The organism is Streptomyces sp. NPDC039480, assembly GCF_055597165.1.
On record NZ_JBVITX010000003.1, the window covers coordinates 680,664 to 698,582 of the forward strand.

The 17,919-nt window shown below is 72.0% G+C and carries 19 protein-coding genes; 11 read left to right on the forward strand and 8 right to left on the reverse strand.

The window, feature by feature from the left end; genetic code table 11:
- The first annotated feature begins 161 nt into the window (after nucleotides 1-161).
- Nucleotides 162-563 carry a hypothetical protein gene (locus tag ACZ56E_RS13690; protein ID WP_468605344.1) on the forward strand — a complete coding sequence of 134 codons (402 nt, stop codon included), beginning with the start codon at nucleotides 162-164 and terminating at the stop codon, nucleotides 561-563.
- Here the strand turns inward: ACZ56E_RS13690 and ACZ56E_RS13695 are convergent.
- A complete protein-coding gene (locus ACZ56E_RS13695) occupies nucleotides 550-1,134 on the reverse strand; it encodes an AAA family ATPase (protein ID WP_471213954.1) in 585 nt (194 codons plus the stop codon). The two genes, ACZ56E_RS13690 and ACZ56E_RS13695, sit on opposite strands and share 14 nt — an antisense overlap.
- A 357-nt stretch (nucleotides 1,135-1,491) precedes the next feature.
- Here ACZ56E_RS13695 and ACZ56E_RS13700 point away from each other — a divergent pair, with 357 nt between their 5' ends.
- The 6 genes from ACZ56E_RS13700 (at nucleotide 1,492) to ACZ56E_RS13725 (ending at nucleotide 6,272) form a co-directional block, all read left to right on the forward strand.
- Nucleotides 1,492-2,130 (forward strand): carbonic anhydrase, encoded by a 639-nt coding sequence (locus ACZ56E_RS13700; protein ID WP_471213955.1) that lies wholly within the window; start codon nucleotides 1,492-1,494, stop codon nucleotides 2,128-2,130.
- A 53-nt stretch (nucleotides 2,131-2,183) separates the two neighbouring features.
- Nucleotides 2,184-3,710, forward strand: coding sequence for a SulP family inorganic anion transporter (locus ACZ56E_RS13705; protein ID WP_468605396.1), 1,527 nt, complete (start codon nucleotides 2,184-2,186; stop codon nucleotides 3,708-3,710).
- 123 nt (nucleotides 3,711-3,833) lie between these two features.
- Nucleotides 3,834-3,986: a hypothetical protein gene (locus ACZ56E_RS13710; protein WP_468605398.1), complete on the forward strand. Its 153-nt coding sequence runs from the start codon at nucleotides 3,834-3,836 to the stop codon at nucleotides 3,984-3,986.
- Between the two features lie 81 nt (nucleotides 3,987-4,067).
- Nucleotides 4,068-5,285: a phenylacetate--CoA ligase family protein gene (locus ACZ56E_RS13715; RefSeq protein ID WP_471213957.1), complete on the forward strand. Its 1,218-nt coding sequence runs from the start codon at nucleotides 4,068-4,070 to the stop codon at nucleotides 5,283-5,285.
- A gap of 23 nt (nucleotides 5,286-5,308) precedes the next feature.
- On the forward strand, nucleotides 5,309-5,827 hold the full coding sequence (locus tag ACZ56E_RS13720; RefSeq protein ID WP_468605402.1) for a glycine-rich domain-containing protein: 519 nt from the start codon (nucleotides 5,309-5,311) through the stop codon (nucleotides 5,825-5,827).
- Between the two features lie 70 nt (nucleotides 5,828-5,897).
- The gene (locus tag ACZ56E_RS13725) at nucleotides 5,898-6,272 is read left to right on the forward strand and encodes a VOC family protein (RefSeq protein WP_471213959.1); all 375 of its coding nucleotides are present in this window, start codon (nucleotides 5,898-5,900) and stop codon (nucleotides 6,270-6,272) included.
- On the opposite strand, the gene ACZ56E_RS13730 is transcribed toward ACZ56E_RS13725, so the two are convergent.
- The gene (locus tag ACZ56E_RS13730; protein ID WP_471213961.1) at nucleotides 6,260-7,192 is read right to left on the reverse strand and encodes a LysR family transcriptional regulator; all 933 of its coding nucleotides are present in this window, start codon (nucleotides 7,190-7,192) and stop codon (nucleotides 6,260-6,262) included. The genes ACZ56E_RS13725 and ACZ56E_RS13730 overlap by 13 nt on opposite strands.
- A gap of 109 nt (nucleotides 7,193-7,301) precedes the next feature.
- On the opposite strand from ACZ56E_RS13730, the gene ACZ56E_RS13735 reads away from it, so the two are divergent.
- From ACZ56E_RS13735 to ACZ56E_RS13745, 3 genes are read left to right on the forward strand one after another with little or no spacing between them, the layout of a single operon-like run.
- Entirely contained in the window at nucleotides 7,302-8,510 is a 1,209-nt protein-coding gene (locus ACZ56E_RS13735; RefSeq protein WP_471213963.1) for a four-carbon acid sugar kinase family protein, read from the forward strand.
- Nucleotides 8,507-9,487, forward strand: coding sequence for a 4-hydroxythreonine-4-phosphate dehydrogenase PdxA (gene pdxA, locus ACZ56E_RS13740; protein ID WP_471213964.1), 981 nt, complete (start codon nucleotides 8,507-8,509; stop codon nucleotides 9,485-9,487). The genes ACZ56E_RS13735 and pdxA overlap by 4 nt, the downstream gene beginning before the upstream one ends.
- Nucleotides 9,488-9,526: 39 nt before the next feature.
- Entirely contained in the window at nucleotides 9,527-10,207 is a 681-nt protein-coding gene (locus ACZ56E_RS13745; protein ID WP_471213966.1) for a HisA/HisF-related TIM barrel protein, read from the forward strand.
- A 46-nt stretch (nucleotides 10,208-10,253) separates the two neighbouring features.
- On the opposite strand, the gene ACZ56E_RS13750 is transcribed toward ACZ56E_RS13745, so the two are convergent.
- Nucleotides 10,254-11,186 (reverse strand): DUF5829 family protein, encoded by a 933-nt coding sequence (locus ACZ56E_RS13750; protein ID WP_471214099.1) that lies wholly within the window; start codon nucleotides 11,184-11,186, stop codon nucleotides 10,254-10,256.
- A gap of 304 nt (nucleotides 11,187-11,490) precedes the next feature.
- On the opposite strand from ACZ56E_RS13750, the gene ACZ56E_RS13755 reads away from it, so the two are divergent.
- Nucleotides 11,491-12,219 carry a hypothetical protein gene (locus ACZ56E_RS13755; RefSeq protein ID WP_471213968.1) on the forward strand — a complete coding sequence of 243 codons (729 nt, stop codon included), beginning with the start codon at nucleotides 11,491-11,493 and terminating at the stop codon, nucleotides 12,217-12,219.
- A 12-nt stretch (nucleotides 12,220-12,231) separates the two neighbouring features.
- On the opposite strand, the gene ACZ56E_RS13760 is transcribed toward ACZ56E_RS13755, so the two are convergent.
- The 5 genes from ACZ56E_RS13760 to ACZ56E_RS13780 all read right to left on the reverse strand — a co-directional run bounded on the left by ACZ56E_RS13760 (nucleotide 12,232) and on the right by ACZ56E_RS13780 (nucleotide 17,906).
- On the reverse strand, nucleotides 12,232-13,893 hold the full coding sequence (locus ACZ56E_RS13760) for an FAD-dependent oxidoreductase (protein ID WP_471213970.1): 1,662 nt from the start codon (nucleotides 13,891-13,893) through the stop codon (nucleotides 12,232-12,234).
- 38 nt (nucleotides 13,894-13,931) lie between these two features.
- Nucleotides 13,932-14,846: an AurF N-oxygenase family protein gene (locus ACZ56E_RS13765; protein WP_471213972.1), complete on the reverse strand. Its 915-nt coding sequence runs from the start codon at nucleotides 14,844-14,846 to the stop codon at nucleotides 13,932-13,934.
- Between the two features lie 144 nt (nucleotides 14,847-14,990).
- Nucleotides 14,991-16,184, reverse strand: coding sequence for an MFS transporter (locus ACZ56E_RS13770; protein WP_471213976.1), 1,194 nt, complete (start codon nucleotides 16,182-16,184; stop codon nucleotides 14,991-14,993).
- Nucleotides 16,168-16,728, reverse strand: a complete 561-nt coding sequence (locus tag ACZ56E_RS13775) for a GNAT family N-acetyltransferase (RefSeq protein WP_471213979.1) — start codon at nucleotides 16,726-16,728, stop codon at nucleotides 16,168-16,170. Before ACZ56E_RS13775 ends, ACZ56E_RS13770 begins: the two co-directional genes overlap by 17 nt.
- Nucleotides 16,725-17,906 carry a type III PLP-dependent enzyme gene (locus ACZ56E_RS13780; protein WP_471214100.1) on the reverse strand — a complete coding sequence of 394 codons (1,182 nt, stop codon included), beginning with the start codon at nucleotides 17,904-17,906 and terminating at the stop codon, nucleotides 16,725-16,727. Before ACZ56E_RS13780 ends, ACZ56E_RS13775 begins: the two co-directional genes overlap by 4 nt.
- Between the last annotated feature and the right edge of the window lie 13 nt (nucleotides 17,907-17,919).

A 17,919-nucleotide genomic window follows, 5' to 3' on the forward strand; every position in this document is an offset into this window, starting at 1 on the left:
TGTCACCCCTGCACCAGGCGCCTGCCCACGGCGGATGCGGCTACACCCCTGCCCGGCGGACTCTCGCGCGCCACCCGTTTCTCCGCATGTCATTTCAGTAGAAAAGCCCTTTTTCTTCCTACGGTGGGCGGGTCGTACACCGAACCCACCCTGGAGTGCTCATGCGTCCCGCCCTGTCCCGTACCGTCGCCCTCTCCGCCGGCCTGCTGCTCTGCGCCACCCCGGTGACCGCGGCACTGGCCGTCGACGACCCCGCGGCCCCCGCTCACGGCCGACACGCGGCCGCCCCCAAGAAGACCCTGACGGCGAAGGCCACGGTCAGATCGATCAAGGCGTGGCAGCAGTTCCGGGTCCACGGCTCGAGCACCGGGATGCGGCCGGGGACGCAGGTGACGCTGCAACAGCTGCAGAAGAAGCGCTGGGTGTCGCTGCCGATCCGGATGAACACGAACAAGGCCGGGGCCTACAACCTGCGGGTCAAGCTCGGCATCAAGGGCCTCAACAAGATCCGCATCGTCGGCGGGGGCGCCGTCTCCAACGTCGTGCAGGTCACCGTCCGCTGACGCGGGCCGTACGCGTCGAGGGCGGACCGGAACGGATGGCGTCGACCGTCTCGTCCAGGGACATCTCGGAGCTGTCGAACCACTCGCCCTCGCCCGCGAGTTCGCTCCGCATCGCCCGGTCCAGGAAGGACCAGTCGTCCGCGAGGACCTTGTCCCGTGCGGTGAGCCGCCGGGACACGACCTCCACCGAGGGCGCGAGCACGATCAGCCGCAGCGGCAGCCCCTTCAGGTGGTCCCGGTAGAACTCCAGGTGCGCGCGCCGGACGACGACGTCGTCGATGACGGGCACGACACCGGCCGCGTGGAAGCTGCGCGCCAGGACCGCAGCGTTGCGTGCGCGCAGGAGCAGTTGACGGTCCGCCTCCACGTCTTCCTCCGGCTTGGGCAGGCGGCCGCCCGAGACGATGAGGTCCTGGAGGTGGTCACCCTCGATGTGCGCGCCGAGGGGGAACCGCCGGGCCAGGCCGTCCGACACCGAACTCTTCCCGGAGCCCGGGATGCCGACGACGAGGAACACGTACGGAGCCGGTCCGGTGTCGACGACCTGACCCTGGAACGAGGTTTCCGGCATGCCTTGTCCAACTCCCCTTCGCGTGCCCAACAGCGGCCCTTCGAGGCGGTGCGACTGCAACGCCGGACGAACGGAATCGCTTCACATACGGCACACAACCTCCACGACGATCTTTACCCAACGGTTGATTACTGGATCAATTCCCAGTTGAGGGGCGCTTATTACTCAACCTTTGGCAGGATTTTGCTCTGTCATCTCACCGTAATGCGATGGCAAAGTGGAGGACACGACAGCCGTACAGGCTGGCCGGGGCGACAGGCGCCCGCCGTCACGGCGGGCCGTGCCGCCCCTCTGTCACCATCGACCCGACCACACCGCGTCCCGGCACCGCCGAAGCGACGCAGGAGGCAGGCCACCTTGAAGTCACTGATAGCCAACGCCCGTTCGTTCGCCACGACGCACGTGGCCGACCCCCGGAACGCGGCGGCCTTCCAGGCCCTCGGCGCCGGGCAGTCACCGGAAGCCCTGTTCGTCACGTGCTCCGACTCACGCGTCGTACCGTCCCTGATCACCGGAGCGCGCCCGGGCGAACTCTTCGAACTCCGTACGGCGGGCAACATCGTCCCGCCCTACCCCACCCGCGGCACGCACCCCGAGAGCGGCCCCATGAGCGAGGCGGCCACGATCGAGTACGCGGTGTGCGTCCTCGGCGTCCGCGACATCGTCGTCTGCGGACACTCCCACTGCGGCGCGGTGGGCGCGCTGGTGCGCGGCGAGGACCTGTCGGCCGTGCCGGCGGTGCGCGACTGGCTGGAGCACTCCGTCGCCCCCGACGACGCCCTGCGCTCCCTCACCCCCACCTCGGCGGACGTGGCGGAAGCCGTGCAGACCCACGTGCTCGCGCAGGTGGAGCGGCTGCGGGCGTACCCCTGCGTACAGGAGCGCGTCGCCGACGGCTCACTCACGCTGCACGCCTGGTACTACGAAGTCCACACGGGCACCGTCACCGCCCACCGGCCGTCGGACACCGGCCGGCCGTCGTTCAGTCCCCTGTGAGTGCCGCCGCTCCCCCCTGACCGGCCCACCCACACGACAGGACCCCCACCCTCATGTCCTCGCTTCCCTCTCCTTCCTCCCCCCTCCGCTCGCCCTTCAGCGCCCTGCGCGAACCGGGCGTGCTGCGTCGGGACATCCTCGCCTCACTCGTCGTCTTCCTGGTCGCCCTGCCGCTGTGCGTCGGCGTGGCGGTCGCCTCCGGTGTTCCGGCCGAACTCGGCCTCGTCACCGGCATCGTCGGCGGGATCGTCGTCGGCTGTCTGCCGGGCAGCGCCCTGCAGGTGAGCGGACCCGCCGCCGGACTGACCGTGCTGGTCTTCGAAGCCGTGCGCGAGTTCGGGCTCAGCATGCTCGGCGCCATCGTGCTCCTCACCGGAGCGCTCCAGATAGCCCTCGGCCTGCTCCGCTGCGGCCGATGGTTCCGCGCGATATCCGTCTCCGTCGTCCAGGGCATGCTGGCGGGCATCGGCCTCGTGCTGATCTTCGGCCAGCTGTACACCATGGCGGGGGCCGAGCAGCCACGCTCCGGCATCGACAAGATCACCGGAGTGCCGGGGCTGCTCGCCGACACCGTGCAGGACACCACGGCGCTGACCGCCGCCGCCCTCGGCATCGGCACCATCGCCATCCTCGTCCTGTGGCCGAAGCTCCCCGCCGCGGCCCGCGTCGTGCCCGCCCCGCTGGCCGCCGTCGCCCTCGCCACCGCCGTCACCGTCGGCTTCGGCCTCGACGTGGCCAACGTGTCGGTGCGCGGCATGGTCGACGCCATCCAGCCGCCCGGCCTCGGCGACCTGGCGGACCTGGGCACGGTGGCCGTGCTCGGCACCGTCCTCGCGTTCACCCTGATCGCGTCCGCCGAGTCGCTGTTCAGCGCGGCGGCCGTGGACCGCATGCACGACGGGCCGCGCACGCAGTACGACAAGGAGCTCGTCGCCCAGGGCGTCGGCAACACGGTGTGCGGTGTGCTCGGCGCCCTGCCGATGACCGCGGTCATCGTCCGCAGCTCCGCCAACGTCCAGGCGGGCGCCCGCACCCCGCTCTCGCGAATCCTGCACGGCGTGTGGCTCCTGCTGTTCGCGGTGCTGCTGCCGGCCGCGCTCGGCATCATCCCGCTGGCGGCGCTCGCCGGTGTCCTGGTGCACGCGGGCTGCAAGCTGATCCCCTTCAAGGAGATCGTCCCGCTCGCCCGCGCCCACCGCGGCGAGGCCGTCGTCCTCTCCGTCACGGCGATCGCCATCGTGGTGACCAACATGTTCGAGGGCGTGGTGCTCGGCCTGGTGCTCGCCGTGGTCAAGTCCGCCTGGGAGACCTCCCACATCCACCTGGACGTCCGGGAGTTGACCGATGGGCGGATGGTGGTGACCCTGACCGGGAACGCCACGTTCCTGCGGCTCCCCCGCATCCTGGAGACGCTGGAGGCCATGCCGCAGGACCGGCCCATCGAGCTGGACCTGACGGGCGTCAAGCACCTGGATCACGCCTGCCGCACGACGCTGGAGAACTGGGCGCTGCGGCACAACGACAGCGGTACGGAAGCCGTCCGGATGAAGACACGTCCGGTGGCCGGAGCCGGGGCCTGACGCCCCATCACTCCACCTGCCGCTCACCGAATTTCCCCTGCTCCGGGTGGCGAGCGCCGCATGCCCGCCACCCGGTGTCCCACCCCTCGGCACAGCGTGCCGGTCAACCATGGAGGTTTCACCGTGGAACAGCTCATCAAGCGCATGACGGAGGAGTCCGTGTGGCGGAAGTGGGTCGCCGCCAACTCCACCCAGGGTGCGAAGGAGGGCTGCATCAGCGCGACGCCGAAGAGCGGCTGCATCAGCGCCACCGGCAAGACCGGCTGTATCTCCTGACGCAGTGACCCGGCGGGGCGGGGGCCGCAGCGGCCCCCGCCCCGCCCTTCACTCCCCACCCCCCGCACCCCCGGAGCCCCCTTGAATCGCCTGCCGAGCGCCGACGTCCTGGACAAGGTCCGGGACATCCCCCTGTACCGCGCGTCCGTCGAGCGCGGCGACTTCCCGATCCTGGAGAAGCCGGAGATCGCCCGGGACTTCCCCGCCAACTGGATGACCCCCGGCCTCGAACGCGCCCTGGAGGCCGGCGAGGCAGAGTTCGTGCTGTCCACCGGCACCAACCACGCCCGCATGCAGCTCATCCGGCCGCCGTACTTCCTGCTCCGCTCCTACTACCGGCTGTGGAGCGAACACCCCGACCTCGGCCCCCTCTGGCACGAGGACGCCCGGCGGATCTCGCTGACCACCGTCCTCGCCACCGAGCACGTGGCGCGCGTCAACGCCCGCAAGCCGGGGGCCACCCCGGGTGAACGCTGGCTCGACGACCGGACGTTGTACCTCAACCGCCGTATGGATCCGGCCGGCTGGGACCGTGCCGAGGTCGACCGCATGCTCGCCGAGATCCGCGAGGTGAGCGCCGCGCACCCGCGGGGTTCGTACCTCCTGGACTGCTCCGGCTACCACCTGGCGCATCTGGTCAGGAAGGTCGACGAGTGGGGCCTGTGGGACCGGTTCCCGCGGCCCGCCGGCATCGTCCACGCCTACGAGTACACGCCGCTGAACGTCCGCGCGTATCTGCGCGACCACTTCGACTGCCCGATCGTCGACCTCTTCGGCAGCACGGAACTGGGCTACCTCTTCTACAGCGCCGAGGACGGCCGCTACCGCCCCTATCTGCACGACATGAGCGTGGAGCTGATCCCGGTGGAGCCGGGCAGCGAAATCCACAGCCTCATCGTCACCAGCGTCCGCAATCCGTACATGCCGCTGGTCCGCTACCGGTCGGGCGACTGTGTCCGCACCCGCGACGGAAGCACGGACCCGGAGCGGATCGTCTCCTTCTGCGGCCGCGAGAAGGAACTGCTGCCGACGCCCGGCGGCCCGGTCGCGCAGGCCGACCTCGACGCGCGGGTCGCCGCCGCCTCACCCCGGATCTTCCTGCACCAGCTGCACCTGACGGGCGAGGACCGGTGTGTGCTGCGGTGCACCACCTTCGACGAGAAGCCGCTCTCCTCCGCAGAGGAGGCCGAACTCGGCTCGTCCGTAACTGAGTTGACGGGCCGCGCCTGCCGTGTGGAGCACGTCACCCACGTACCGATCGGGCGTTCCGGCAAGTACGCCTGGCTGACCACGCCCTAGCGCCGAACCGACAGGAAACCCCCATGCACGCACCCGCGCCGAACGCGCCCGCGCCCACCGCCGAGGAGCTTCTCGGCACCGACCTGCACGACGAGGTGGTCCGGCACTTCGCGGCGAAGCCCGACGCCCCTGCCGCCTCGTACATCAGGCACCAGGTCCGCGAATGCCTCCGCTATCTCTATCTGGTCTCCCGCCACCCCGACCGGCTCGGCGGCCTCTTCCTCCCCGTCGAGCAGGACATCGACGAGATCTGGCACTACCTCATCCTGCAGACCCGCGAGTACCGGGAGCTGTGCGAGCAGCGCCTGCCCGGCGGCCACTTCATCCACCACAGGAGCGTGTCCTACGACGCCTACCAGCAGGCGCCGGGCCGCGAGACGGCCGCCGAGGAGGCGCTGCGGTGGATCCCCCTCTACACCGCCGCGTTCGGCCCGTACGACGAGGACGCCCTGCCGCACTGGACGGTCGTGCGCTTCCTCCACGACGAGCTGCGGCTGTCCCTCGCGGAGATCGCGTCGTTGGCGGAGGGCTCGGAGAGCTAGGGCACGGCCTGCGCGATCTGCGAGTGTGTGTGGTGGACGGCCGACGACCACGCTTCGAGAGGATCACCTGGTGCAGATCAACGCCCTCATCATCGACGCCGCCGACCCCGAGCGGCTCGCCGCGTTCTGGTCCGAGCTGCTGGACAGGCCGGTCGTGGGCCGCACGGGACCGTACGTATGGCTGCGCAGGGAGAACGGCCTGGGCGTGGGGATCCAGCGCAGCGACGACCCCAAGCAGGGCAAGAACCGTCTGCACTTCGACCTCGCCTCGCCCGACCCGGCCGCCGAGCAGCGGCGGGTCGAGGCGCTCGGCGGACGCAGGCTGGAGGAGTACGCCGACGGCGGCTTCCTGGTGATGGCCGACCCCGAGGGCAATGAGTTCTGCATCATCCCCGACGGCCCCTTCGAGCTCGACGACGAAGGGCGTACGAACTATCTCGGCTGACCGGGTACCGGCTGTCCCGGCCGGTCGGGTTCCAGGCCTGCCGTCCGGGCGCGCAGCCATGACGTCAGCAGGTGTACGCGCCGGTCCTGCTCGGGCGGCCGGCGGCTGAGCAGGTGGTAGCCGGTCCCGTCGGCCACGAAGCCGAAGGGGGCGGCGAGTTGACCCCGCTCCAGGTCGTCGCGGACGACGGCGTACGGCGCGATGGCGACGCCGACACCGGCCACGGCGGCCTGGACGGTCAGATAGAAGTGCTCCAGTGTCTGCGTCTGCTGCGTGGGCTCGGTGGCCGTCCTGCCGGTGAGGCGCCGCCAGTCGTCCCAGGCACCCGGCCGCGTGGCGGCGTGCAGGAGAACCGTGTCCGCCGGCATGCCGGTGCCGTCGGCGAGGCGGGCCGCGAGGTCGGGCCGGCACACCGGGCCGATCCGCTCGCCGAACAGACGGGTGCGGCGCACGTCGTCGGGGAACGGGAAGTCGTCGCGGCGGATCGCGAGGTCGATGCCGTCCCGCTCGAAGTGGACCGGGCCGCCGCCTGCGGACAGATGGACGGTGACATCCGGCGCGCTCGCCGTCAGGTCGGGCAGGCGCGGGATGAGCCAGCGCATCAGGAGCGTCGGCTCGCACGAGAGGGTGAGCGGTCCGGCCGGGGCGCGCCGTGAGATCTGCCGGGCGGTGGCGTCGATCTGGTCGAGCGCGTCCCTGACGACGGCGGCCAGTTGGCGCGCCTGCGGGGTCGGGCGCAGGGCGCGCGTCCCGCGTTCGAAGAGGGAGACGCCGAGGGCCCGCTCCAGGTTCTGGATCTGCCGGCTCACCGCGCCGTGCGTCACGTGCAGTTCCTGTGCGGCCGCGGTCATGCTCGCGTGCCGGACAGTGGCCTCGAAGGGCAGCAGGGTGTTCGGGGGCGGGAGGTCCGGCCAGCGCATGCGTGAACTTTACTCACGGGTCCCGTGACAAGGAATCGTTTGTCCTGGCCTTTCCGGCTGCACGACCATTGATTCCGTCACAGCGAGCCGACCGACGGAGGGGCATGGCATGACATCGCTCGAAGGATCCGGGCCAGGCGTCACCGTCCTGGCGGACGACCTCACCAGTGCCGGGGACGGTGCGGCGCCCTTCCGCCGCGTCGGCCATGCCGCACGGATTCTGTTCACCGCTCCCCCGGCGCCTGTCACGGACCCCGGCGTGACCGCGATCGATCTCGGGAGCCGGCTCCTGGACGAGGCGGCCGCGGCCGCGCGCACCCGGCGGGCGGCACACCTGTGCGCCGACTCTCAACTCCTCTTCAAGACGGTGGATTCCACCCTGCGCGGGCATGTCGGGGCGGAGGTCAGGGCCGCGTGGGAGGGGTCGCGGCGACGGGCCGTGGTGATCGCGCCCGCCTTTCCCGCGGAGGGCAGGGTGACGGTGGACGGCGTGCAGTACGTGCGGGGTGTGCCGGTCCACGAGAGCGCGTACGCCCGCGGCCCGGTGCACCCGGTGCGGTGCGCGGACCTGACGACGCTCTTTCCCGAGGCGGTTCCGGTCGGGGCGGCGTCGGTCGGGGCGGACGAAGCGGCCACGCTGCCCGGGCTGATCGGTGAGGGCCGGCTGATCGTCTGTTCCGCCCGGCAGGACAGTGACCTGGACCGGATCGTGGCGGCGGTGCCACGCCTCGACGACGTGCTGTGGGTCGGCTCGCCCGGCCTCGCGGCAGCGCTGGCCCGACGGTGCGCGACCACCGGCGGCGCACACACCGCACCACCACACCCTCCCGCACGGCGCCCGCTCGTCGTCGTCGGCAGCGTCAGCCCCGCGACGCGGCGGCAGTTGGCGGTGCTGCGCGGCCGGGAAGAGGTGCGGGGCATCACCGTGAGCGGTGACGCGGCCACCGCGGCGGACGCCCTGCGGAATCTGACGGCCCCCGTCCTCACCCTGCAGACGCCCGACGTCCGGCACACCCCGGTGGCGGCGCGGGCCCTGGCCCGCTCGCTGGCCGCGACCGTCCGCACCCTCACCGAACAGGGCCTGGTGGACGCCCTCGTCCTCACCGGCGGCGAGACCGCGGTGACCGTACTCGAAGCTCTCGGCGTCACCGGGCTCGACCTGACCGACGAGCCCGAACCCGGCGTCGCCCGCGGCACCCCGTTCGGCGGACCGTCTCTGCCCGTACTCATCAAGGCGGGCGGCTTCGGCGACGACGACCTGCTCGTGCGCCTGTGCCACCTCGTCCGACACCCCATGACCGAGGAGACCTCCGCATGATCCCGCTCGCCCTCAGCATGGGTGACCCCTGCGGCATCGGCCCCGAGATCACCCTGAAGGCGTGCGCCGACCCCCGGCGCACCGTGCCCGTCGTCGTCATCGGCGACCCGGGCGTGCTCACCCGGGCCGACCGGTTCGCCGGCACGGGGCTCGCGGTCCGCCCGGTCGCCTCGGTCGCGCAGGCCGAGTACGCGCCCGGCACGGTGGACGTGCTCGCCGAGAGCGACCTTCCCGACGACCTGCCGTGGGGCGCGCTCGACGCACGCGCGGGCGCCGCGTCCTTCGCGTACGTGCGCCGCGGGGCACTGCTCGCCATGGACGGTCACGTACGCGCCCTGGTGACCGCTCCGATCAACAAGGAGGCGCTGCGCCTGGGCGGGGTGCCCCACCCCGGGCACACCGAGATCCTCGCCGACCTGTCCGGCACCACCGACTACGCGATGATGATGGCCAACCAGGAGCTGCGGGTGGTCCTGGTGACCGTGCACGAGCCCCTGCGCACCGCGATCGACGCGATCGACACCGCACGCGAACTCGGCGTCATCCGGCTCACCCACCGCGCGCTGGAGGGGAGCGGTCCGGCCGCTCCGCGCATCGCGGTCGCGGGCCTCAATCCGCACGCGGGCGAGAACGGGCTGTTCGGCCACGAGGACACGGACATCATCGCCCCGGCGGTCCGGGCCGCCCGGCGCGAGGGCATCCGGGCGAGCGGCCCGTGGCCCGCCGACACCGTTTTCATGCGGGCCCGCGCAGGGGAGTTCGACGCGGTAGTCGCGCAGTACCACGACCAGGGCCTCATCCCGGTCAAATACCTCGGGCTCGAACACGGCGTGAACATCACGCTCGGTCTGCCGTTCGTCCGCACCAGCGTGGACCACGGCACGGCCTTCGACATCGCCGGCCGCGGCCGGGCCGACCACACCAGTCTGCTCACCGCGCTGCACCACGCCGACCGGCTCTCACGCTCCACGCGCTGATCACCCGTCCCATCCCATCTCCGAAACCGCAGGAGCACCGTGGACTTCATCTTCATGCTCACCCGCGACGACCGCACCGTCACCGACTGCCTCGACGTCGCCGACGCCGTCGGGGACCTCGGCATCACCCACATCGGGTTCAAGGACATCGGCGTCGACCGCGACACCCTCACCCAACTGCACGCGAAACTGAAGGCGTTCGGGGCCACCACCTACCTGGAAGTCGTCAGCACCGACCGGGACCAGGCCCTCGCCTCGGCACGGACCGCCGTCGAACTCGGCGTCGACGTCCTCATGGGCGGCACCTGGATCGAGGAGACCCTCGGCCTCCTGCGCGGCACGTCCACCGCCTACCTGCCCTTCGCCGGTGCGCCCTTCGGCCACCCCACCCGGCTCGCCGGAACCCCGGCCCGTGTCGCCGACGACTGCCGACGGGCCGAGGCCGCGGGCTGCGCGGGCGTCGACCTGCTCGCGTACCGCGCCACCGAAGCCGATCCCCTGGACCTGGTCCGTGCCGCCCGTGCCGCGACCTCCGGGCGCCTTGTCGTCGCCGGTTCCATCACCGGCACCGGCCGGATCCGGGAGCTCGCCGCGGCGGGGGCCGACGCGTTCACGATCGGCTCGGCCGCCTTCGACGGCTCACTGCGGCCCCGAGCGGGCACCCTCGCGGCGCAACTCGGCGCAGTGCTCGACGCGGTACGGGAACCGGGCCTCTCCTGAGGCCGAGCGGCCCGCCGTCGTACTCACGCGGTATCAGGCGGCGCCGCTACCGTGCACCATCGAACGTCCACACGGCTCCGGCACCCGGCCCGACCGTGAGCGTCGACCGGCCGATCCGCTCCTCGTGGCGCTGTGCGGCAGGGCGGTTGAGTGAGAAGCGGACCTCCCGCAGGCCCGCATCCGCGCGGCTCGTCGCGTCGAGCCGGATCGTGGTGCCGCCCCGCAGGGCGACGGCGCCGCCACCGGGCAACGGACGGACGACGAACCCGCCGGCCCGCAGCAACGGCACCGTGCTCGCGATGTCGCGCGGGCTGGCCGCGAGGCGCAGGGATGTCACGTCCCGCATGAGGTGCTTGCGGTAGTCGTCGTTCAGATAGCGCTCGCGGCCGACGTCGCCCGGGTGGCCGGGCGGCTCGGTCTTGCTGCGCGGGTCGGCGAAGTACTCAGGCCGGTACTCCATCGCCCAGGTGCCGAAGGAGTCGTACTGGTCGGCCTCGATGACGAAGAACCCGTCGAACCAGGGCACGGGGACACCGTCCCCGAAGTCACGCGTCTGCAGGAAGTCGGCCGGGGTGATCCCCTGCGCCCGCACGCGTTCCCGCGCCGTCGCCAGGTCGCCCGCGCGCTCGACCGAGACGGCCATGCCTGTCGCGCCGAACTCGCCGTCCTTGCCGGGCAGGTCACCCACCCCGAACATTTCGAGGTAGGTCTCGCGGCCCAGGAGGTAGCGGCCGGTCCAGGTCTGTCCGTCGGAGCCGGTCGTGGTGCGGACCTGGAAGTTCGCGAACTCCCGCAGATAGGCGGAGTGTTCGATGGCGTCGGCGGTCTCCCGGTCCACGACTCCGTAGGCGTGGTTGTAGAAGAGCAGCTGCCGGCCGTGCGAAGGCTTGTCCTCGCCGGGCAGTGCCGCCCACGCGCTCCCTTCGGCCGCCGCCCAGACGAGGGCGGTGGCGAGCGCCACGACCAGGGCCATGAACATCCGCAACTTCCGGCGCAGCAGCATGCGGACGATCGTAGGGCGAACGGGACGATCAGGACAGCCATCGCGGGCGGATTTCACTCCGGCCCGGCCGATGGAGTACAGTCGATCATGTGCTCGCCGCCGAACAGACGGTGCCGGGCCCGGCGTTGGTGGTCCAAGGAAAGGCGCCCCACTTCCTGTGGGGAGATGCAGGTGCAAGGCCTGCCCAGCGCTCGCGAGTGAAGGCCCCGGCCTCCGGTGACGGAGACCGGGGCCTTCCGCCGTTCCGCCTCTGTCGTCGGCCACAGGCGACACTGATGACATGTTCTCCGACCGGCTTCCGCCCCCGACCGTCTACGGCCGTCTCCGCGTCGAGCGGCACGACCTCGCACCCGCCCGCTGGCTGGAGCGACGCCCTCTCGACTTCTCCGCGTTCGGCACGGTCGCGGCGGTGTGCGCGCCCGGCTTCGAGGCGTACGCGCGGATACTGCATCCGGCGCGGCTCGGCGCGGCGCCGGTGCGGTGGGACCGGGCGGCCGCCGCGTACGGCGCGACGGTCGACGCGGCGACGCGCTGGCACGAGCTGATCGGCGCCGACGACCGTCTCATGTACCGCAACGACGACACCCCGGCCGTCCCTGGCGTCTGGGACGAGCACCCGCACGAGGGTCCGCCCCCCGCCGACGTGGCCCGCGCCCTGATCCCCGTCCTGGCCCGGCACACCCGCACCCCCGACCGCTGCTGGTACGGGCTGTGGGCCGGATACGGGCACGTCGAATGGGATGGCGTGCCCACCTTCGAGACGCCAGGCCGCGAGGAGATCCTGCTCTCCGGCCCCCTGGACGACGCCGACTCCCCCGCGCCCGGCACCCACGAAGGCGTGCCTGACCTGCCCGACCTGTGGTGGCCCGAGGACCGGGCCTGGTGCGTGGGCGGGGACGTCGGTCTGGTGAGCACCTACGTCGGCGGCTCCGCGGAGTGCGTCGCGGACGTCGTCGCGACCGCGGGCCTGGAGGCGTACGAGGTCGACGAGACGTCAGCGGTGGACTGAGCGGCGCACCGCTCAGCGCAGCAGACCCGTGCGGGCCGACCGTGCCGTGGCGACGAGTTCGGCGACCGTGGCCAGCTTGACCCGCGGGCGTCCCGCGCCGCGGCCGCGCGTGACCTCGGCCCGTTCGATGGCGGCCAGACCCCGCGCGTCGACCACGTGGCGGTTGCGGCGGCGAGCCAGCCGGTGGAAGGCCTTGGGGGTGTGCCGCGGGGTGGGCAGGGTGCCGGCGACCGCGTCGGCGAGGAGCGTGGAGACCGTCTCGGCGGCGCAGGTGCGGTTGGCGCCGATGCCGCCGGTGGGGCCGCGTTTGATCCACCCCACGACGTAGGTGCCCGGCCGTCCGCCGACCCGGCCGCCCTCGTGGGGCACCGTGCCGTCGCTCTCGTCGAAGGGGAGTCCGGCGACGGGCACGCCGCGGTAGCCGATGGCCCGCAGCAGCAGGCCCGCCGGTATCGTGTACTCCCCCGCTTCGGCGGCGACGCGCACGGCGTCGACCCGGTCCGTGCCGAGCACTTCGACGGGTGCGCAGTGGAAGCGCAGCACGATCCTGCGGCCGGGCGCCGGGGGCCGCTCCCAGTCCTGCCGTGCGCGCGTGACGTCGCGCAGGACCGCCGCCTTGTCCTTCTCGCCCGCGGAGTCGACGGCGGGCGCGATGCGCGGGTCGTGGTCGTCGACGACCAGGTCCACGCCCGGCAGGTGCTTGAGGGCGAGCAGTTCGGACCTGGTGTACGCGGCGTCCTCGGGGCCGCGCCGGGCGAGCAGGACCACTTCGCGCACCTTGCTGTCGCGCAGGGCGCGCAGGGCGTGGTCGGCGATGTCGGTGCGGGCGAGGGTGTCGGGGTCGGCGAGCAGGATCCGCGCCACGTCCAGGGCCACATTGCCGTTGCCGACGACGATCACGCGTTCCGCCGACAGGTCCATGCCGTCCGGCGCGGCGTCCGGGTGGGCGTTGTACCAGGCGACGAACGCCCTCGCTGAGACGCTGCCGGGCAGCTCCTCGCCGGGGATCGCGAGGCGCCGGTCGGCCGAGGCGCCCACGGCGTAGATGACCGCGTCGTGGTGGTCGGCGATCTCCTCCGGAGTGACGTCGGTGCCCACTTCGAGGCCCAGGTGCATCCGCACCCTCGGGTGCGCGTGGAAGCGCGCGAAGGTGTCACCGACCTTCTTCGTCGCGGGGTGGTCCGGTGCCACGCCGTAGCGCACGAGGCCGCCTGCCACCGGCAGCCGGTCGATCAGGGTGACCTCGGCGCTGGTGTGCAGCAGCAGATCCTGCACCGCGTACATCCCGGCGGGGCCTGTGCCGACGACGGCGACCTTCAGCGGCGCGAAGTCCGCGGGCAGGACGCGCGGGAAGGACGGCTCGCCCCAGGTGTGGAAGTTGGGCCCTTCGGGAGCGGGTTCGGGCCCCTCGCCCTCCCCGTCGCCCTCGAAGTAGGCCGCGTTGAGCGCGGCGTACTCCCGCTGTGCGGCGGGCAGGCTGTCCACCGGGAAGATCGCGTCGACGGGGCACGCGTCGGCGCAGGCGCCGCAGGCGATGCACGTCTTCGGGTCGATGTGCAGCATCTCGGTGCTGCCGAACGCCCGCTCCTCCGGCGTGGGGTGGATGCAGTTGACCGGGCAGACGGCGACGCAGGTGGCGTCGCTGCAGCAGGTCTGGGTGATCGCGTAGGTCATGTTCGTCGGCTCGCTCGGCTCAGGTGGGTCGGGTCGGCTCAGATGAGGTGGGCGCGCTTGTAGAACACCAGGGCCGGCTTGGTGAGCAGGCCGCAGGAGGCCAGGAACTCCATGAGGCCCGAACAGCTGGACCGCATCATGGACTTGTGGTGTTCGTTGGCCTTCGCCTCGGCGATCGCCCGCTCCGCGTCGAGCCCGGCGTTCGCGTACACCTCGCGGTTCACCATGCTGGTGACGATGACGTACGACGCGATGGCCACCACCAGGGCGTTGATCTCCCGGCGCGCCCGGCCCGCGCCCGCGAGCCGCTTGCGGGTCTGGTCGCGGGCGAACTTCATGTGCCGCGACTCCTCGACGACATGGATGTTGTTGATGGTGCGGACGAACGGCACGACCCGCTCGTCCCGCATCCAGTCGCGCTGCATGACGTCGAGGACTTCCTCGGCGACGAGGATCGCGGCGTACGCGGCCTCGCCGAAGGCGACCGACTTGAAGACCCTGCCGAGTTCGGTGGCCCAGCGGCGCGGCCGGTAGGCGGGGGCGCCGAGCTTCTCGGCGCCGCGGGCGAACATGATGGAGTGGCGGCACTCCTCGGCGATCTCCGTGAGCGCCCACTGGACCTCGGTGCTCGTCGGGTCCTTGGCGTAGACGTCGCGCAGCACCATCTGCTGCAGGATCATCTCGAACCAGATGCCCGTGCTGGCCACCGACGCGGCCTCCTGCCGGGTCAGCTCCTTGCGCTGCTCCTCGGTCATCTCCCGCCAGTAGGCGGTGCCGTAGAGCGTGCTCCACTCCGGGCTCGCGCCGTGGCAGTTCCGGTCCAGCGGCGTCTCCCAGTCGACCTCGACGGCCGGGTCGTACGCCAGCACGGCGGCCGAGTCCAGCAGCCGCCGGGCGACATCGCCCTCCGGGGAGTGGTCCTGCGCGCTCGGCCGAACAGTGCTGCTTGCCATGCTGCGGCTCCTTGACTCGGACGTCCGGGCAGTGGGCGCGGCGCCTTGTCGCACGGCAGGCCGCGACCCCCTTGTTAGACGGAATGTATAACAAGGGGGTCGGGTGCGCCTACCCTCGAGTAAGTACGAGATGGAACCGAACCGTCAGCCGCTGGTCACGGGCCAGCGGATGCGGGTACTGCACGCGGACACGACCAGCGCGGACGCGGCGACGGCGGCGAACCCCCACACGAGACTGCTGGCGTTCGCGATGAATCCGATGAGCGGCGGTCCGGCAAGCAGACCCGTCGTGCCCATCGCGGCGACCAGCGTCAGCGCGTCCGAACCCTGGCCCGCCGCGGCCACATAGACGCACGGGGTGACGGCCGCGATGCCGAGGCCGACACAGGCGAAGCCCAGCAGGGCGGGCACCAGGCCGCCGCTGAGCAGCGCGAGCGCGAGCCCCGCGCCGGCCAGCACACTGCCGGTCAGGACGATGCGGCCGTCACCCCAGCGGCTGCGCCAGCCGTCGGCGAAGAGGCGGGCGACGACCATCATTCCGGAGACGACGGCGATGCCGAGCGGCGCCAGTTCGGCGGAGGCCTCGGCCACGTCCTCCAGATAGAGGGCCGACCAGTCGTTCATGGCGCCCTCGGTCACGGTGCCGAACGCCATGGCGACGCACATCCACAGCGTCACACGGGACGGTACGGTCCACTTGCCCTTCTTCTTCCCGGTCTCCTCCTTGGCCTCCCCCTTCGACTCCTCCGCCTCCTCCTTGACGGCCGACCGGTCGTCCGAGAGGAGCCCGGTCCGGGCCAGCGCCACCAGCAGGAGCAGGAGCAGCGCGGCCGCCCCGAAGTGCACGGCGACCGTCGAGGTCACCGCGTTCATGCCGGAGGCGAGCAGCGCGGCGAGCAGCGAACCGCCGCTGAACGTCGCGTGCAGCCGGGCCATGGCGTTGCGCTCGTACCGGTTCTCCAGCTCGGCGCCCTGGGCGTTCATGGCGACGTTGAGGCAGCCGACGAGGACGCCGTCGACGCACATGACGAGCAGGGCGACCGGGTAGTTGGGCGCGGCGGCCAGGGCGAGGAGCAGCAGGGCGAGGCAGAGCGCGGACAGGAGCGCGAGGCGCCGCGAGCCGAGGCGCCGCATCAGGACGGCCACGATCGGGAACGACACGGCCGCGCCGATGCCCGCGGCCATCAGGAGCACGCCGACCTCCGCCGCGGTCAGGTCGAGGTCCGTCTTGATGGCGGGGATGCGCGCCGCCCATGTCGCGTACTGGAAGCCGAGCGAGCAGAACAGCGCCGCGATCGCCAACTGGCCTCGGTGGAAAGGATCACGCACGCGGAGCACCCGCCTCAGCCCACATTTCTGTTTCTTCCGGTGCCGGCACGTCGGCCGGCACCGCCTTGGACATGTACACAGCTGTCGGGCCGTAGCCGGCCGGGGGCGGGCCCTCTCGGCGGGCGGTGTAGCCGCGGCCCGCCCAGAACGTCTCGCTGCCGCCGACGGCGACCAGGGAGATCTGCTCGTACCCGTGCGAGCGGGCCGTCGCGGTGAGGTGCCGCAGGAGGTGCCTCGCAAGCCCCCGGTGGCGCAGGTGCTCCGCGACGACGATGTCGTGCAGATGCAGGTTCCGCGAGCGGAGCGTCGTCGTCGGCTCGGTCCCGCGCAGCTCGGGGTAGGCGGACTCCGGATAGGGCAGGGCCAGCAGGTAGCCCGCCAGGCGCCGTTCCAGGTCCAGCGCGAAGCACGTGCCGGGCGACGCCCGCATCCGGGACTCCAGGGCGGCGCGGCCCTCCGACAGGCCGAGGGGTTCGTAGGCGCGGGACTCCAGCGCCACGATTCCGTCCCAGTCGTCGTCGGCGATGCGGCGTACCCGTATCTCGTCGGTCATGCGGCCTCGCCGTCGATCCAGGTGTACGGGAGCGGGCTGAAGCCGTTGAAGCCCTGCGTCATGTAGCTGGTGGCGTACGCGCCACAGGAGAGCACCCAGACCGGGTCGCCGGAGGCGACCTCCCTGGGCACCGGGACGAGGCCGTCCTCGTGGGAGTAGGCGTCGTCGCTGTCGCAGGTGGGTCCCGCGATCACGGCGGGGACGGACTCGGCGTCGCGATGCGTGGGAAAGACCATGCGGTACTGCAACTGGTCCATTTCGTAGAGGCCGTTGAACTTGCCGCAGCTCAGGTAGAGCCAGTACTGGCGCTCCCCGTCGGCCGTGCGGCGCGCGGAGAGCCGGGAGACGTGCGCGCGGATGGCGCCGTGGTCGGCGGTGAGGTAGCGCCCCGGTTCGATGACGAAGCCGAGCCGGTGGCCGGGCAGCGCCGCCAGGCGTGCCATGCCCTCGCGGATAACGGCGAAGATCTTGTCAAGCGGCGGGTCGAGGGGCCTGCCGTGCTTGTCGCGGTAGCCGAGCGCGGGCAGCCCGCCGCCGAGGTTGACGTGGTCCAGGGCGATCCCGCGCCGGGCGAGGGCGGCGAGCACGTCGGCGATGCGGTCGAAGGCGCCGTGCCAGGCGTCGGCCGTCATCTGCTGCGAGCCGACGTGCACGGACAGACCTGCGGGCGTGAGCCCCAGGTCGCGCGCGGCCCCGAGGATGGTGAGGGCGTCGTCGGGCGAGCAGCCGTACTTGTTGCTGAGCCCCCAGAGCGCGCCTTCGCCGGTGGTGGCGAGCCTGCAGAACACCCGGCTGCCCGGGGCGTGTTCGGCGATGGCCCGGACGTCCTCCAGGCTGTCGGTCGCGAAGTCCCTGATGCCGAGCCGGAACGCGTCGGCGATGTTCCGGTCGGATTTGACGGTGTTGCCGTAGTGCATCCGGCCGATCGGCACGCCCGCCGCCAGCGCCTGCTCCACCTCCTTGGGTCCTGCCGCGTCGACTCCGGAGCCGCGCCGCGCCAGGCGGGCGATGACCTCGTCCACCGGGCAGGCCTTCATCGCGAAGCGGACGGCTATGCCCGGGAGTTCGCGGCACAGGGTGTCGTAGCGTTCCTCGATGCCGGGCAGGTCGAAGACGATCTGGTCCTCGGCGGCGGCCGCGAGGGCGTCGAGGAGCGGGCCGCTGTCGTACCCGGGCACCGCGCCGAACGCC

Coding starts and splice junctions, on each gene's coding strand:
- ACZ56E_RS13690 (WP_468605344.1), top strand. CDS start 162: ATGCGTCCCGCCCTGTCCCGTACCGTCGCCCTCTCCGCCGGCCTGCTG.
- ACZ56E_RS13695 (WP_471213954.1), bottom strand. CDS start 1,134: ATGCCGGAAACCTCGTTCCAGGGTCAGGTCGTCGACACCGGACCGGCT.
- ACZ56E_RS13705 (WP_468605396.1), top strand. CDS start 2,184: ATGTCCTCGCTTCCCTCTCCTTCCTCCCCCCTCCGCTCGCCCTTCAGC.
- ACZ56E_RS13720 (WP_468605402.1), top strand. CDS start 5,309: ATGCACGCACCCGCGCCGAACGCGCCCGCGCCCACCGCCGAGGAGCTT.
- ACZ56E_RS13730 (WP_471213961.1), bottom strand. CDS start 7,192: ATGCGCTGGCCGGACCTCCCGCCCCCGAACACCCTGCTGCCCTTCGAG.
- ACZ56E_RS13735 (WP_471213963.1), top strand. CDS start 7,302: ATGACATCGCTCGAAGGATCCGGGCCAGGCGTCACCGTCCTGGCGGAC.
- pdxA (WP_471213964.1), top strand. CDS start 8,507: ATGATCCCGCTCGCCCTCAGCATGGGTGACCCCTGCGGCATCGGCCCC.
- ACZ56E_RS13750 (WP_471214099.1), bottom strand. CDS start 11,186: ATGTTCATGGCCCTGGTCGTGGCGCTCGCCACCGCCCTCGTCTGGGCG.
- ACZ56E_RS13755 (WP_471213968.1), top strand. CDS start 11,491: ATGTTCTCCGACCGGCTTCCGCCCCCGACCGTCTACGGCCGTCTCCGC.
- ACZ56E_RS13760 (WP_471213970.1), bottom strand. CDS start 13,893: ATGACCTACGCGATCACCCAGACCTGCTGCAGCGACGCCACCTGCGTC.
- ACZ56E_RS13765 (WP_471213972.1), bottom strand. CDS start 14,846: ATGGCAAGCAGCACTGTTCGGCCGAGCGCGCAGGACCACTCCCCGGAG.
- ACZ56E_RS13775 (WP_471213979.1), bottom strand. CDS start 16,728: ATGACCGACGAGATACGGGTACGCCGCATCGCCGACGACGACTGGGAC.